This is a genomic window from Clostridium sp. HBUAS56010 (assembly GCF_007115105.1).
Classification (GTDB): Bacteria; Bacillota; Clostridia; order Lachnospirales; family Lachnospiraceae; genus Lacrimispora.
Genome location: NZ_SULJ01000010.1, coordinates 19103 through 35312, shown reverse-complemented (window position 1 = coordinate 35312; position 16210 = coordinate 19103). Strand labels below are relative to the sequence as shown.

Annotated in this window: 16 protein-coding genes; 15 read left to right on the top strand and 1 reads right to left on the bottom strand. The window is 42.4% G+C overall.

Features of this window, described 5'->3' with window-relative positions:
* Positions 1 to 714: 714 nt before the first annotated feature.
* From FAY33_RS14545 to FAY33_RS14525, 5 genes are all read left to right on the top strand, one after another.
* A complete protein-coding gene (locus FAY33_RS14545) occupies positions 715 to 2181 on the top strand; it encodes a serine/threonine-protein kinase (protein WP_143321962.1) in 1467 nt (488 codons plus the stop codon).
* On the top strand, positions 2174 to 2791 hold the full coding sequence (locus tag FAY33_RS14540; RefSeq protein WP_143321961.1) for a hypothetical protein: 618 nt from the start codon (positions 2174 to 2176) through the stop codon (positions 2789 to 2791). The genes FAY33_RS14545 and FAY33_RS14540 overlap by 8 nt, the downstream gene beginning before the upstream one ends.
* A gap of 92 nt (positions 2792 to 2883) precedes the next feature.
* Positions 2884 to 3129, top strand: coding sequence for a hypothetical protein (locus FAY33_RS14535; RefSeq protein ID WP_143321960.1), 246 nt, complete (start codon positions 2884 to 2886; stop codon positions 3127 to 3129).
* Between the two features lie 197 nt (positions 3130 to 3326).
* Entirely contained in the window at positions 3327 to 4985 is a 1659-nt protein-coding gene (locus FAY33_RS14530) for a glycosyl hydrolase family 18 protein (RefSeq protein WP_143321959.1), read from the top strand.
* Between the two features lie 76 nt (positions 4986 to 5061).
* Positions 5062 to 5757, top strand: coding sequence for an N-acetylmuramoyl-L-alanine amidase (locus FAY33_RS14525; RefSeq protein ID WP_143321958.1), 696 nt, complete (start codon positions 5062 to 5064; stop codon positions 5755 to 5757).
* Positions 5758 to 5919: 162 nt separating this feature from the next.
* Here FAY33_RS14525 and asnA read toward each other — a convergent pair whose 3' ends face one another.
* On the bottom strand, positions 5920 to 6960 hold the full coding sequence (asnA, locus tag FAY33_RS14520) for an aspartate--ammonia ligase (protein ID WP_185967648.1): 1041 nt from the start codon (positions 6958 to 6960) through the stop codon (positions 5920 to 5922).
* A gap of 137 nt (positions 6961 to 7097) precedes the next feature.
* On the opposite strand from asnA, the gene FAY33_RS14515 reads away from it, so the two are divergent.
* From FAY33_RS14515 to trmL, 10 genes are all read left to right on the top strand, one after another.
* Positions 7098 to 8171 (top strand): L-threonylcarbamoyladenylate synthase, encoded by a 1074-nt coding sequence (locus tag FAY33_RS14515; RefSeq protein WP_143322056.1) that lies wholly within the window; start codon positions 7098 to 7100, stop codon positions 8169 to 8171.
* Positions 8168 to 8662: a dCMP deaminase family protein gene (locus FAY33_RS14510; protein WP_143321956.1), complete on the top strand. Its 495-nt coding sequence runs from the start codon at positions 8168 to 8170 to the stop codon at positions 8660 to 8662. The genes FAY33_RS14515 and FAY33_RS14510 overlap by 4 nt, the downstream gene beginning before the upstream one ends.
* 1 nt (position 8663) lies before the next feature.
* Positions 8664 to 10436, top strand: coding sequence for a B12-binding domain-containing radical SAM protein (locus tag FAY33_RS14505; protein WP_143321955.1), 1773 nt, complete (start codon positions 8664 to 8666; stop codon positions 10434 to 10436).
* Positions 10402 to 11055 carry an endonuclease III gene (gene nth, locus FAY33_RS14500; protein ID WP_143321954.1) on the top strand — a complete coding sequence of 218 codons (654 nt, stop codon included), beginning with the start codon at positions 10402 to 10404 and terminating at the stop codon, positions 11053 to 11055. The genes FAY33_RS14505 and nth overlap by 35 nt, the downstream gene beginning before the upstream one ends.
* An 18-nt stretch (positions 11056 to 11073) precedes the next feature.
* The gene (locus FAY33_RS14495) at positions 11074 to 11787 is read left to right on the top strand and encodes a 3'-5' exonuclease (protein WP_347562707.1); all 714 of its coding nucleotides are present in this window, start codon (positions 11074 to 11076) and stop codon (positions 11785 to 11787) included.
* A gap of 181 nt (positions 11788 to 11968) precedes the next feature.
* Positions 11969 to 13474, top strand: coding sequence for a VanW family protein (locus FAY33_RS14485; RefSeq protein ID WP_143321952.1), 1506 nt, complete (start codon positions 11969 to 11971; stop codon positions 13472 to 13474).
* 9 nt (positions 13475 to 13483) lie between these two features.
* On the top strand, positions 13484 to 14050 hold the full coding sequence (locus FAY33_RS14480) for an AIR synthase (protein ID WP_143321951.1): 567 nt from the start codon (positions 13484 to 13486) through the stop codon (positions 14048 to 14050).
* 24 nt (positions 14051 to 14074) lie between these two features.
* The gene (locus FAY33_RS14475) at positions 14075 to 14557 is read left to right on the top strand and encodes an Lrp/AsnC family transcriptional regulator (RefSeq protein ID WP_143321950.1); all 483 of its coding nucleotides are present in this window, start codon (positions 14075 to 14077) and stop codon (positions 14555 to 14557) included.
* Positions 14554 to 15723: an aminotransferase class I/II-fold pyridoxal phosphate-dependent enzyme gene (locus FAY33_RS14470; RefSeq protein ID WP_143321949.1), complete on the top strand. Its 1170-nt coding sequence runs from the start codon at positions 14554 to 14556 to the stop codon at positions 15721 to 15723. Before FAY33_RS14475 ends, FAY33_RS14470 begins: the two co-directional genes overlap by 4 nt.
* 4 nt (positions 15724 to 15727) lie before the next feature.
* The coding region (gene trmL / locus FAY33_RS14465; RefSeq protein WP_143322054.1) for a tRNA (uridine(34)/cytosine(34)/5-carboxymethylaminomethyluridine(34)-2'-O)-methyltransferase TrmL at positions 15728 to 16210 on the top strand (483 nt) is incomplete at its 3' end.

Here is a 16210-nt window from a genome sequence, read left to right as displayed (position 1 = left end):
AATTTAAGGTTTATATGCAAAAAACCGGGTATCCTATTTTATTACTGGGATTTTCCGGTTTTGTTTTTGTGCATGATACGAATATAATACTATTTCCTGTGATTTATTAGAAAAGACAGGCATAGTGATCTTTTGATGCCTGTACCATCTGGAATAGAAAATAGCCACAAAAACAATTGCACACAGAAATGGTATATGTTACCATAATAGTATGGAGCAATCGTGTCACTGCAAGGGCGTTGGCCTTCCATCATTACATAGATGGGAGGTGGTGCGGATGAAATATGACTTTAAAGACCTGATGGCCTTTGGTATGTTCATAATCGCATTACTTACCTTTATTTTCGTAAATTGTAAGTAGCGTTTTTCTATAAAGTCCTGGAAACAGGCATAGAAAACCACCCTTGTAAAACATTGGCGTGTTTGAGGGTGGATTTCTATCTTCTAATAGGCCAACCCCTTGTATTGGGGCGGTTGTTTCTTTAATATTATTCTAATACATAAGTACTCTATTTGCAAGTAAAAGTGACATCAATTTGTTGTCATTATGATACTAAAATGGTACTGCTATTTTACTGTATTTCAACTTTTTTATTTCTTCCGGTAATGAGACAGATGTTTCATTGGTGTTAAAAAATAAAAAACCAGTTGATAAAAAATAAAAAATCAATTAAAATACGTTTCAAGAGATGATATTGGACAGACGAGAAGGAGGTGGCAGGAATAAGCACCGTTCTGTTTGGCAAATATCAGATATGCGGCATCTTGGGAACCGGTCGGGCAGGTACAGTTTTTCTGGCGGTTCATCTTGAGCTTGAGGAATACCGGGCAATTAAGCGGGTAGCCAAAAGCTTTCTCAATTATGATCATTTCAGAAAGGAAGCACTTATTCTAAAGGAGCTTCGACATCCCGGAATCCCCATTATTTATGACGTAGAAGAAGACGAATCTTATAGTTATTTAATCGAAGAGTATCTGGAAGGAGAATCTTTATTTGACCTAGTTAAAAGAAAAGGTCATTTGTCTAAAGAACTGACCATATTCTATGGAATTCAGTTGACAAACATCATTCATTACCTGCATTCTGCAGGACCAGACCCCATTTTGCATTTGGATTTACAGCCTAAGAATCTTTTGTTGTGCCATGATACTATAAAACTGATTGACTTTGGTTTGGCAGCATCCCTTGAAGATGCCAATGTACCAGGAGAACGGTATGGAACTGTGGGATGTGCAGCACCGGAACAATATAAAAAAGACCAAGTCCTGGATGAAAGAACAGACCTCTATGCCATTGGTGCGATCCTCCATTATTTATACTCAGGAAGATTTCCAGGACAATCCCATACAGGCGGTTCTCTACGGGATACCGATCTGTCCGGGATTATCAACCGGTGTATCAAAGAAGAAAAGGAAGAACGTTTTTTGTCTGCACAGGAGCTGGGAGAACGGCTGTTACAGCTTAAGAACATGGGAACGGCTGCAAAAGACTGTCTGCAATCATCATCTCTTACCATTGCTCTCTTCGGGAGCAAGTCTGGAGCAGGTACGACTCATATTGGAGTCGGACTGTCTGTCTATCTTAAAAATCAAGGATTTCCCAATGTATTTGAAGAAAAAAATGATTCCGGAATGGAAAAGAATCTCTTAGGACCTGGAACCGGAAAAAGGGACCAGTACGGTCTGTTACGCTTTGGCGACCTGGTGTTTAAGCCTTACTACGGACCGGGAGTAAAGTTGAAAAAATCTCCGGTTTCCATAAAGATCCAGGATTATGGAAAGCAGTCTGACCAGGTATTTCTGGAAGAGCCGGATGTTATGATTCTGGTCTGTGATGTCAGTCCATGGAGTTGGCGGGAAGCAGAGCAGGCGGCTTGTGAGATTGTACAAAAGGGAGTGCCTTATGCCATTGTTTATAATCATACAATTCCTGGAACGAGAATCAGTCTGCCGAAAGGAGTGGTGGTTTCCCGTTGCTATCGCGCACCCCATTACCCCAATCCATTTTCCGCAGATCGGGAAGTAAAAGCTTTTTATCGTGCTTTATCAAGCAGAATTTTAGAGGAAAGGAGTCACAATGAAACAAGATTTTCGAAAATAAAAAATCAGATTAAGACTTTGGGATCTGCAGCTAGATGGAATTGGGCAAAATTAAAGAAAAGGACGGGAAGACATGATTGAAACCATAAGATCATTGCTGTCTTTTAGAAAAAGTCAGAAGAAACCAGAGACCCAGGAGATGATTGGTATCATAGGCACGGGAAGAAGTGTAGGAGTAACCCATTTTTCCATTATGACTGCAGGGTATTTAAGCGGAGTGCTGAGACGGCGGTGTGCTGTTTTAGAATGGAATAACCATGGAGATTTTGACAGAATGGCAAAGATATGCACTGGCGACTCCAGTCAACCCAACGGTTTTCAGATATTGGAAGCAGATTATTATGGACAGGCGGGGATTCATACACTTTTAATGTGCAAAAAGTCCGGTTTCCAGACAGTGATTGTGGATTATGGTACGGTTGTGGAGGGAAGTCTGGATGAGTTTTTAAGGTGTGACAGGCAGTTTGTTCTGGGCAGTTTCAGTGAGTGGCAGATAGAAGCGTTTCTGGAGTTTGAAAGAACAGGCAGGAGTATGGGAAGAAGCTGGGAGACTTTTATTTCCTTTGGAAGTGAAGAGACCAGAAAAAATATAGAAAGAAGACTCAATTGCCAGATCAGGAGAATTCCAGTTTCAGTAGATGCTTTTGCTGTTACAGAAGAACTGTTTGGTTTTTATCAGAAGCTATTTTAAGGCAAGGGAGAGGATTATGTCACGAAATATCCTTGTGGTCTTTTTCCTGGCTGTAATACAAAAATAAAAGAATTGATACAGGGGAGATACAGATGAAAAAAGACAATTCCAGAATTACGGCAGAAGGCATAAAAGAAGAACAATATCTAAAAGGACTTAAAAGATACCAGAACCAGGGCGTTTCCATTCTTATTGATGGAAAAGAACTGCCTGAAGAGGACTGGAGTAAAATATTTGAAGTAAGGGAGGATGATAGTTTTTATATGGCAGACTATATTCCGGACGAAAAGACCGGGAAGCTGCAGGAGATAAGATTTGACCGGATTTATAACCGCTGATGTATTTTGTCAGCATGAGTGGTGTATCGTTGGATACCATCTTCAGCCAAAATGGACCAGAATGATACACAGGGAGGGATAAGGGGAGTTTTAACGTAATGAAAATGTAAATTTCAAACTTTCAGAAGTATGATATAATCAATAGCAAAATCTATAACATTAGAAAATCATACCATCCAATAGCAGGAGGAAAGCAGATGAAGAGGAAAACTGTGCCGTTTTTCGCAGTATTGGGATTGATTTTGTTTGTAGCTGCAGGATACTTTGGTATCAGGTTTATGGAACGCTATATCCCAAGTGATGAACAGGCCGATATGACAGAACTGCTGGGAGTAAAAGAGAATGAAGTAGCTCTTTATTTAAATGAAGAACTGCAGGAATCAAAAGGGATATTCGTAGAAGACCAGACTTATCTTCCAATTGAATGGGTTAACAGCCGGCTGAATGAACGGTTTTACTGGGATAGTAAGGAGAAGCTTCTTGTGTATGCACTGCCGGATTCCATTGTGTATGCGGATCAAACCACTATGGGAACCAAAGGGAAGCCATTGATCTGGGTGGATCAGAACGGAGTTTATCTGTCGGCAGGTCTGGTGGCTAACTATACCGATATTCGTATAGCTGCCTATGATGGTGCCAGGAATAAACGAATGCTTATTAACAGCCAATGGCAGGAAGAAAACAAAGCACAGGTTAGAAAAAACTCCAATTTAAGAGTAAAAGGTGGAGTCAAAAGCCCCATTATAACCTGGATTGCAAAAGGAAAAAAGGTAACTGTCCTGGAGTCTATGAAGAGGTGGGATAAGGTGCGCACAGAGGATGGGTTTGTGGGATATGTAGAGCATCGGAACCTGACTCCTGTAAACAGCGAGACGCCTGTCAGTACCTTTGAAGCCCCGGTTTATAAAAATAGTTCCATGGATGATCCGGTGGTTCTTGGCTGGCATCAGATGACCACAAGAGATGGGAATCAAACATTTGATAAGATCGTTGCCAATACAAAAGGGTTAAATGTGATCTCACCTACCTGGTATGAACTGACAGATAATGAAGGGAATTACCGTTCTCTGGCAGATTCAGATTATGTGAAAAAAGCCCATGACAAGGGGATAAAGGTATGGGCACTGCTGAATAATTTCAGCAAGGATGTTAATACAGAGGTTCTGCTGTCCAGAACATCAACCCGGAGAAAGTTAATAGAGTCTCTTGTTGCGGAAACAAAGAAATATAAGATTGACGGAATCAATCTGGATTTTGAAGGAATTAAAGAGGAAGCAGGCGTTCATTACATACAGTTTATCCGGGAACTGTCCATCTCCTGCCGTGAGGAAGGAATTGTGCTGTCAGTAGATAATTATGTTCCGCAGCCTGGCAATCAGTTCTATAACCGGAGAGAGCAGGGAATTGTGGCTGATTATGTAATTGTTATGGGCTATGATGAGCACTATGCAGGAGGAGACGCTGGTTCTGTAGCCTCTATTGCATATGTAGAGAATGGGATTAAGGATACACTTTTGGAAGTCCCAAAGGAAAAGGTTATTCAGGCGATTCCCTTTTACACCAGAGTGTGGACAGAGGACGGAGATGGGAAGACCACCTCTTCTTCTCTGGGTATCGTAAAAGCCAAAGAGTGGGTGAGTACCAATCAGGTGGAACTTGAATGGCTGGAAGCGTATGGACAGTATTATGGAGAACTGGAGACAGACGAAGGTCTCAAAAAAATATGGATGGAGGAAGAACGTTCCATAGGCATTAAGATGGATAAGGTTAAGAAGTATGATCTGGCAGGCGTAGCCTGTTGGAAACTGGGATTTGAGCCAGAAGATATCTGGAAAGAAGTTTCGTTGAAAAAATAATAAACAAGCTTGAACTAGTTCTTTTTTATTTCACTTAAAGATATAATTCAATAAGAATGAGTGTCAGGTAGAAACTGTGAAATTAAAAAGATGGGAACCGTTTATGGCGGTAATTTTGCTGGTACTGGTTTATGTCATATCAAGCCATGCTGGTAAGATGACGGCGGGAGTCAGTGTAAAAGCTGGAAAAGACAAACCAGTCGTGGTACTCGATGCCGGGCATGGTGGAAATGATCCGGGGAAGATCGGAATTGATGGAACACTAGAAAAGGATATCAATTTACAGATCACCAACCGGCTGAAAAAATATTTGGAAGCTTCGGATGTGGAAGTGGTTCTGACCAGAAAAAATGACAATGGATTATATACGGACCGGGACAGCAGAAAGAAGATGGCGGATATGACAAAGCGATGTGAGATTATTAACGATGCCAATCCTGCTCTGACTGTCAGCATTCATCAGAATAGTTACCATCAGGAGGAGATTTCGGGAGGACAGGTATTTTATTATAAAAAATCCGATAAAGGAAAGCGATTGGCAGAGATTATACAGGAGCGGTTTGATTATGTACTGGGAGAGAAGAATACCAGGCTGGCAAAGCCCAATGATAATTATTACCTGCTCCTTCATGTAAAATCCCCCATTGTAATCGTTGAATGTGGTTTTTTAACAAACTGGAAAGAAGCTGCTTCACTAAATTCCGAAGAATACCAGGATCGTGTTGCATGGACCATTCACATGGGCATTATGGAATATTTAAATGGACGGTAGAAAATAAGAAAATTATAAAAAGAGGTATAAAGAGGAATGACATACTGATGTAGAACTGGATGTCACTCTCTTTATGCCTCTTTTTATTTACCTTATCTATGATTTCAACCAGGTTTTCTGATAAACCATTTTTTCATATATGCCAGGTTTCCTTTTCATATTCTAAAGAAGAAAAATTTTGTTTTTTCTGCAGATTTCTCTCATGTCATCTGGCCAGAGACTTGCCTGGACTTCTCCCACATGGGCACGGTCAAGTAAAAGCATGCAAAGACGGGATTGCCCGATGCCTCCTCCGATGGTGAAGGGAAGCTCGCCGTTTAAAAGCATTTTGTGGTAAGGAAGTTCCTTTCTATCTTCACAGCCGGCTTTTTTTAGCTGTGCAGCCAGAGAAGTTTCATCAACCCGGATTCCCATGCTGGATATCTCCAGGGCGCAGTTCAGTTGTTCAAACCAGAACAGAATATCTCCATTTAACTGCCAGTCGTCATAATCTGGCGCTCTGCCATCATGAGGTTCCCCGCTTTTTAATTTATCGCCAATCTTCATTAAAAAGACACAGCCATATTCTTTTGTAATTAAATTTTCCCGTTCTTTTGGGGTGTTTTGTGGGTAACGGTCTTCCAGTTCCTGTGAGGTGACAAAAGTAATGTCCTCGGGAAGACGTTTTACCGCCTCAGGATACTTGTACCATACTTCATGTTCCATATGCTTAATGATTTTAAATATGGTTTTTACCGTTTCCTTTAGAGTCTCCTCATTCCTTTGTTGTCTGGTAATCACTTTTTCCCAGTCCCATTGATCCACATAGCAGGAGTGTAAATTGTCAAATTCCTCGTCTCTGCGGATTGCATTCATATTGGTATATAGACCTTCACCAGGCTGAAATCCGTATTCATGAAGTGCCATTCGTTTCCATTTGGCAAGAGAATGGACCACTTCCATGGTCTCTCCTGGAATTCCGGCAAGGTCGAATTCAACCGGACGTTCTACTCCGTTTAAATTATCATTCAAACCGCTTTTTCTGTCTACGAACAGAGGAGCGGAGATTCTCTCCAGATTCATTTCCTTTCCCAGTTCTTTTTGAAATGTATCACGTATGTATTTAATCGCATCCTGGGTCTCCCGGACGGTCAGCCGGGGATCGTAGTTGTCTGGTATAATGAGTTTCAAGGTTTTTCCTCCAAAATAACATGTTTTTATCATGGTATCATTTTTACATGAAACCTGCAACCCTTGTTTACACTTTCCCATAGATGCAGACCTGTTTGCTTCCTGCAAAGAAGTTGCATGGCGACAGGGGCTGTGATATGATAAATGGAAGTGAAAAGGAGCAATGGAAGATGGAAACAGAACGAATTATTATAGAAGAAAATGATCATCTGGAAGAGCTGTTAAAAAAGCCTGCAGAGATATTAAAATATGGCGGTCTGGTTGCCTTTCCTACGGAAACGGTATACGGCTTAGGAGCCAATGCCCTGAATGAAGAAGCTGCGAAAAAGATATATGCAGCAAAGGGCAGACCCTCAGATAATCCCCTGATCGCCCACATTGCAGATTTTAAAGATCTGGATTCCCTGGTTTTAACAATATCAGAAACCGGGAGAAAGCTGATGAAAGCGTTCTGGCCTGGTCCTTTGACATTGATTTTTCCAAAGAGTGATCTGGTTCCTTACGGCACAACAGGTGGTCTTGATACGGTGGCAGTGCGCATGCCCTCCGATCCGGTGGCAAGTGCCCTGATCCGCCTGTCCGGAGTGCCCGTTGCAGCACCAAGTGCCAATACTTCCGGACGTCCAAGCCCTACAACGGCAGATCATGTGTGGCAGGATATGAATGGAAAGATTGAGATGATTGTAGATGGTGGTGCTGTAGGAATCGGTGTGGAATCCACCATCGTTGATGTATCCGAAGAAGAGCCAATGATTCTAAGACCGGGAGCCATTACCAGGGAGATGATTTCAGAGGTGCTTGGTCGGGAGATTTCACTTGACCCGGCGATTACTTCCGGTCCCATGAAAGCACAGACAAAACCCAAAGCGCCGGGAATGAAGTACAGACACTATGCGCCAAAAGCGGATTTAACACTGGTGGAAGGTGAGGAACAGGCAGTAATTAACACAATCAACAGGCTGGCAGAAGAAAAGATATCACAGGGATTTAAGGTGGGAATTATCTGCACGGAAGAGACAAAGGAGAATTATCCAGGCGGCATGATAAAGAGTATGGGAATAAGGGCAAAAGAAGAAACCATTGCCCATAATCTTTATGGGGTGCTGCGGGAGTTTGATGATCTGAATGCAGATTTTATTTTTTCCGAAAGTTTTTCCAAAGATCACCTGGGACAGGCAATCATGAACCGTCTTACGAAAGCTGCTGGTTATCATATAAGAAAAGCACAGGAGGATATTTTATGACTGGTAAACGAGAAGATTATATTACATGGGATGAATATTTTATGGGTGTTGCCGTACTTTCTGGTAAAAGATCCAAGGACCCCAGTACACAGGTAGGTGCCTGTATTGTGAGCGAAGATAATAAGATTCTGTCCATGGGCTATAATGGATTTCCTATCGGATGTTCTGATGATGAATTTCCATGGGACAGAGAGAATGAAGAAAATGATCCCTACAATTCCAAATATTTCTATTCCACCCATAGTGAATTAAATGCTATCCTTAATTATAGAGGCGGAAGTCTGGAAGGCTGTAAGTTGTATGTGACCTTATTTCCCTGCAATGAATGCGCAAAGGCAATTATTCAGGCAGGAATCAAGACCATTGTATACGGTTCGGACAAATATGCAGGAACGCCAGCGGTGAATGCGTCAAAGCGAATGTTAAATGCAGCAGGAGTCCGGCATTATCAGTATCAGCCCACGGGAAGAAAGATAGAGATAGAGGTTTAACATGAAATTTTTACTGGCGGCACTCAATGCCAAATACATCCACTCCAATCCTGGGATTTACAGCTTAAAAGCCTATGCGCAAGCCTATGTAAAAGAACCGGAGTTGAATGATGGAAGGTTTCAGATTGAAATTGGAGAATATACCATTAATAATCAGATGGATGACATTTTAAAGGATATTTATCTGAGAAAGCCCGATGCAGTGGGATTTTCCTGTTATATCTGGAATATGGCTTATGTTCTGGAACTGGTCCGGGACCTTCCAAAGATTCTTCCTCATGTGAAGATCTGGCTGGGAGGTCCTGAAGTGTCTTATGATGCAGCAAAGATTCTTCATCAGGAACCAGAGGTTTTTGGAATTATGATGGGAGAAGGCGAAGAGACTTTTAAAGAAGTCGTGCAATGCTATATAAAAGGAAACGATGAAGATTTTGCCCGAATTGCCGGTGTGGCAGTTAGGGACAACCGTGGTGTGCCGGCGGAAAATCCGTTAAAGGTGGGAGTGGATTTAAGCAAAATCCCATTTCTCTATGAGGATCTGGCTGGGTTTCAAAACCGGATTATTTATTATGAGAGCAGCAGAGGCTGTCCGTTTTCCTGCAGTTACTGTCTCTCTTCCATTGACAAATCCGTAAGGTTTAGGAATACGGATCTGGTATTAAAGGAATTGGATTTTTTCCTTCTTCATAAAGTTCCTCAAGTAAAATTTGTGGACAGGACCTTTAACTGCAATCATAAACATACCATGGCAATCTGGCGTCATCTCCTGGAGCATGACAATGGAGTGACTAATTTTCATTTTGAAATTTCTGCGGATTTGCTGACAGAGGAGGAGCTGGAGGTAATGTCCCGTATGAGACCAGGTCTTATCCAGCTTGAAATTGGCGTTCAAAGCACCAATTCCCATACCATCAGTGAGATAAAAAGAACCATGGATTTAGGTATTTTAAAAGGGATTGTTTCCAAGATTAACAGCTTTGGCAACATTCATCAGCACCTGGATTTAATTGCCGGACTCCCCTATGAGAATTATGTGAGTTTCCGGGATTCATTTAATCAGGTGTATGCCATGAAGCCGGAGCAGCTCCAGCTTGGTTTTTTAAAGGTTCTAAAAGGCTCTTATATGTATTTAAAAGCAGGAGAATACGGGATTAAATACAAAGAACAGGCGCCTTACGAGGTGTTGTCCACCAACTGGGTTTCTTATGGAGAGCTTTTGAAATTAAAGGGTCTTGAGGAAATGTTAGAAGTTTATGGCAACAGCGGTCAGTTCCGTACCGCAATGAAGGAACTTATAAAAGAATTTGAGTCTCCATTTGATATGTTTGAAGCACTTGCTGAATACTATGATAAACAGGAGCTTACGGGAGTCAGTCACAGCCGTATGGCACGTTATGAGATTTTAGAAGAATTTATCCGCCAGTTGGTGCCGGATCAACTGCCTCTGTATCAGGATCTTCTGGTATATGATCTGTATTTGAGGGAGAATTTAAAGAGCCGTCCGGCTTTCTCCGCAGACCAGGAGCCATACAAGGACAGGATACGGGAATTTTTTGCAGAAGAAGCAAAGACAGCTTCCTATTTAAAAGAAGGATATGAAGGATATGAACAAAGACAGCTTATGAAGATGGCTCATATAGAGGTTTTCCGGGATGAACGTGCCGTTTTGTTTGATTATAAGAAACGGGACCCATTGACTCATAATGCTGCTGTTTACGAGATAGGTATTTGGAGGAATCATGGCAAAGAGAGAGACAAAAGCAGAACAAAATGAGCGGGTAACAAAGGTGTTAGATGCCCTTGACCGGGAGTTTGGAACAGAATATGTATGCTATTTGAATCATGAGACGCCATGGCAGCTTTTGATTGCAGTGATTCTAAGCGCCCAGTGTACAGATGCAAGAGTCAATCTTGTGACAAAAGACCTGTTTAAAAAGTATGATTCCCCGGAGAAGTTTGCAAAAGCAGATCAGAGGGAACTGGAAAAAGATATTCATTCCCTGGGATTTTTCCGCATGAAGGCAAAGAATATTATTTCCTGCTGTCAGGATCTTATGGAAAAGTATCATGGTCAGGTTCCTGCAACCATGGAAGAACTCACAGCTCTTGCGGGAGTAGGGAGAAAGACAGCCAATGTCATTCTTGGCAATATCTATCATGAACCCAGCATTGTTGTGGACACCCATGTTAAACGGATATCAAAGAAACTGGGATTTGCCAAGGCGGATGACCCGGAAAAAATTGAGTATGAATTGATGAAAGTACTTCCGAGAGATCACTGGATCTTATGGAATATCCAGATTATTACACTGGGAAGATCCATATGTACAGCGAGAAGTCCCAAGTGCAGTCAATGTTTTTTAAAGGAATTATGCCCTGGTGCCGGGAATTGATAGAGCAGGAGAGGGGAAATGGAAGTGGTTTCATCTTATATAGCGTTGGATTTAGAGACAACTGGTCTTGATCCGAAGAGGGATAAGATTATTGAAATTGGAGCGATCAAGGTGATTGATGGCGAAGAGACCGGGGAATACGAAACATTTGTAAATCCCTACCGTACACTTGAGGAACGGGTCCGTGAGCTGACAGGGATTAAAGACGATCAGATTGCTTCTGCTCCTGGAATTAATCAGGTTATCGGTGATTTTCTGGATTTTGCAGAAGATCTTCCGGTACTGGGACATCATGTGATTTTTGATTTCAGTTTTATCAAGCGGGCAGCGGTCAATTATGGAGAGAGTTTTGAATGCCGTGGAATTGATACCTTAAAGCTTGCCAGAAAATTTATGCCTTTGGAAGAAAAAAAGAATTTAAAAGCAGCCTGTCAGTTCTTTGGAATCAGGCAGCAGCAGAGTCATCGTGCACTGGCAGATGCCAGATCTGCCCATTATCTGTATCAGGAAATGCAGAAACAATATGGCAGAAAAGATCCGGAAGTGTTCACCAGTGAACCAATGATTTATAAGGTGAAAAAGGAACAGCCGGCATCAAAAAGGCAAAAAGAACACTTGCAGGATTTATTAAAATATCATAAAATAGTTTTATCTGTGCAAACGGATCATTTATCCAGAAATGAAATATCAAGGATTACGGATAAAATCATAGCACAGTATGGAAGAATATAAGAGAGGCGGTACATCATGATTAATTTTAATAAAAAGAACAATAAAAAGATTATGTCAGTTATTTTAATTGTAGTGGTTGTTTTATTAATTGCAGCTATGGTACTTCCAATGATGATTAGTTTTCTATAAATCATTGGGGGTTGTCACATAATTTGGTCACAGTAAAGCATGAGGAATGATTATGAAAAAGAAAACGATATCCATCACTCTGGCAGCCGTTGCACTGGCGGCTGGAATTGGATTTCTCTCGCCTGCCTATGTTATGGCGGACACTCTTCCCGATGGCATCTATGTAGGTGAATATAATCTGGGAGGAATGACAGAAGAGGAAGCCAGCCAAAAGATCCAGGGGCTGGTAAGTGAAATGGAGAATCAGAAGATTACTTTGATGGTAGACGGACAGCCTGTAGAAGTTACGGCAAAGGATCTGGGCTTTCACTGGAGTAACCCGGAAGCGGTGAATCAGGCCGCTGCCTCATGGCAGGGCGGGAATCTGATCAAAAGGTATATAAACAAAAAGGACATTGAAAAAAATCATGTGATCATACCTCTGGAGACTGCTTTAGATAATGGAAGGCTGGAAGCGTTTATCAATGAGAAATGTGCATCTGCCATTGTACAGCCGCAGAATGCCAGCATTGTACGCAGCAATGGTGCATTCACCGTTACACCATCGGTGATCGGGAAAAGTGTTGATATTGAAGCAACCAGGAATGCGCTGAACGCTGCCCTTGCCAACGGGCTGAAAGAGCCTGTAACAGCAACTGCAGTGGTTTCTGAAGTGAAGCCTGCTATTACTACAGAAGATTTGGCAAGCATTCATGACGTTCTTGGAACATTTTCCACCAGCTTTTCTTCAAGCGGAGCATCCCGTTCCAAGAATCTGCAGGTGGGAGCTGGAAAAATTAACGGACGTATTTTAATGCCCGGAGAGACTTTATCCGGTTATGAATGTATGCATCCCTTTACCGTTGCCAATGGGTATGCAACTGCAGCGGCATATGAGAATGGGCAGGTAGTAGACAGTGTGGGAGGCGGAGTATGTCAGATATCCACTACCCTTTATAATGCAGTACTCCGTGCCGAACTGGAAGTAGTCCAGAGACAAAACCATTCCATGGGAGTCGGCTATGTCAAACCGTCAGAAGATGCAGCTATAGCAGGTACTTATAAGGATTTGAAGTTTACCAATAATTACAGCACTCCTATTTATGTTGAGGGATATACTTCCGGCAGGACCCTAACCTTTACCATCTATGGCAAAGAGACAAGACCGGCCAACAGAACCTTTGAATTTCTATCAGAAACCCTTAGTGTGACAGATCCTGGAGCACCCAAAGAAGTGATAGATCCGGCTATGGCTCCCGGAAGCAGAAAACAGGTTCAGTCAGCTCATACCGGAATTAAGTCAAGACTTTGGAAAGTGGTCTATGTGGACGGCGTGGAACAAAGCCGGGAGATTCTTCATACAGACACTTATAATCCTTCCAAAGCCATTGTAAAAGTTGGTCCTGCTGCTCCGGCATCAGTTCTGCCAGTTCCTTCTGATCCGCAGCCACAGACACCAGATGTTCCACAGCCAGTCACCGAACCGGTTCCTCAGACACCCGAACCTCAGTCCGAAGTGCCTGTCTCAGGTCCTGGAAATTCTGGAGAAGAGACGGTTATTCAGGGACCTGGAATGTAGGAAGATATGATGAGACGGATTAAAAGGGAAAACACAGGACAGGTAAAGCCTGGACAGGATCTGGTGGTAGCCGGATATGCAGGACTTGCCGGAACTGTGGAAATAGTGAGACAAAAAAAGGAAGAATTATATCAGTGGTTTTCAAGAGATTACGTGGACCGGATCCTTCATCAGGAGCAGGTGCAGCCAGCCGCTGATTTAAAGATATGGCAGCCCTTTGGCGCCACAGAATTAGAACCGTCAGGGGAAGGCGGAATTTTGAAAACACTCTGGGATTTATCCGGGGCATATATGACAGGGATTCATTTTTCCCTTCGCCGTATTCCCATCAGGCAGGAGACGATTGAGATTTGTGAGCGGTACGAATTAAACCCGTACCGCCTTTTCTCCGTTCACTGCCTGCTCCTTACCGCAGATCACGGTGCAGATCTGACGGATGCCATGAGAAAACAGGGAATCCAGGGGACTGTAATAGGAAAAGTTACAGAAGGAATCGGGCGGACTATGGAACATCAGGATTGCATAGGATATCTTGACCGCCCCACAAAAGATGAACTTTATAAAGTGCTGAGATGATTTCATATAACAGGAGGTAAGGATATGAGGGAAAAAATATTGGCAATTATAGAAAAAAACAGCAGGATTGATATAAAAGATCTGGCTGTTTTACTTGGAGAAAGTGAAATTTCCATTGCCAATGAGATTGCTGAGATGGAAAAGGAACGGATCATATGCGGATACCATACGCTGATTAACTGGGATAATACCAGTGATGAAAAGGTTGTGGCACTGATTGAGGTTAAGGTAACACCTCAAAGAGGAATGGGATTTGATAAGATTGCAGAACGGATTTACCAGTATAATGAAGTGGATGCAGTTTACTTAATGTCAGGTGCTTTTGACTTTACGGTATTTATTGAAGGCAGAACCATGAGACAGGTGGCACAGTTTGTTTCGGATAAGCTTTCCCCTATGGAATCAGTACTTAGCACAGCGACTCATTTTGTCCTCAAAAAATATAAGGACCACGGGACTGTTCTTGCAGGAGAGACACCCGATGAAAGGATGTTGATTACGCCGTGAGAAATCCATTATCAGACCGAATTGTAGAGATCCCCTCCTCTGGAATCCGTAAATTTTTTGATATAGTCAGTGAGATGAAAGACGCTATTTCCCTGGGGGTTGGAGAACCAGATTTTGATACTCCCTGGCATATTAGGGAAGAAGGCATATATTCTCTGGAAAAAGGTCGTACTTTTTATACTTCTAACGCAGGATTAAGAGAATTAAAAGTGGAGATTTGCAGCTATTTAAGCAGACGCTTTGAAGTTACTTACGACCCGGACCATGAGGTGATGGTTACGGTGGGAGGCAGTGAAGCCATTGATATTGCCCTTCGTGCCATGTTAGATCCAGGAGATGAGGTGCTGATACCACAGCCAAGTTATGTCTCTTATGTTCCATGCACCATTCTTGCCAATGGAGTACCTGTTACCATTGACTTAGAAGCAAAGGATCAGTTTAAGCTGACAAAGGAAAAGCTTCTGGAAAAGATTACAGAAAAAACCAAAGTTCTTGTGCTCCCCTTCCCTAATAATCCAACGGGTGCGGTGATGACGGCCGAAGAATTAAAAGATATTGTTGACGTGGTATTGGAAAAAGATTTATTTGTAATATCTGATGAAATCTATGCGGAACTGACTTATGGAGGGGAACATACCACCATTGCTGCGTTTCCAGGGATGAAAGACCGCACCGTGTTAATTAACGGTTTTTCCAAATCCTATGCAATGACAGGCTGGCGGCTTGGATATGCGGCAGCACCCAGGGTAATTCTGGAACAGATGTTAAAGATACATCAGTTTGCCATTATGTGTGCACCTACCACCAGTCAGTATGCGGCTGTGGAAGCGCTCCGCAATGGTGATGAAGATGTGGAGATGATGAGGGAATCCTACGATCAGAGGCGCCGATATCTGATGAATGCGTTCCAGGAGATGGGGCTTGAATGTTTTGAACCCCATGGAGCTTTCTATACCTTTCCTTCCATCAGGCGTTTTCATATGACTTCGGATGAATTTGCTACCAGACTTTTGCGTGAGGAAAAGGTTGCGGTTGTTCCGGGGACTGCGTTCGGAGACTGCGGAGAAGGTTACCTCCGTATCTCCTATGCCTATTCCTTAAAGAACTTAAAGGAAGCTCTGGGGCGAATGGACCGTTTCATTAAGAGACTTGACGGAAAGGAATAAGGACATGAATATTGTACTTTTGGAACCAGAGATGCCTGCCAACACGGGTAATATTGGACGAACCTGTGTGGCTACAGATACAAAACTGCATCTGATTGAGCCCCTTGGGTTTAAACTCAATGATAAGCTGATCAAGCGGGCAGGGCTGGATTATTGGGATAAGCTGGATGTGACGGTTTACAGCGATTATCAGGACTTTTTAGACCGTAATCCAGGTGCCAGAATCTATATGGCTACTACCAAAGGGCTTCATGTATACAGTGAAGTGGAATATGACCCGGATTGTTTTTTGATGTTCGGCAAAGAGAGTGCAGGAATACCAGAAGAGGTTTTGATAAATAATCAGGAAAACTGTATTCGAATACCCATGTGGGGAGATATCCGGTCTTTGAATTTATCGAATTCTGTATCTATTGTGCTTTATGAGGCATTAAGACAGAATGGATTTGATCAAATGACCATGCAGGGAGAACTGCATAATCTGCAC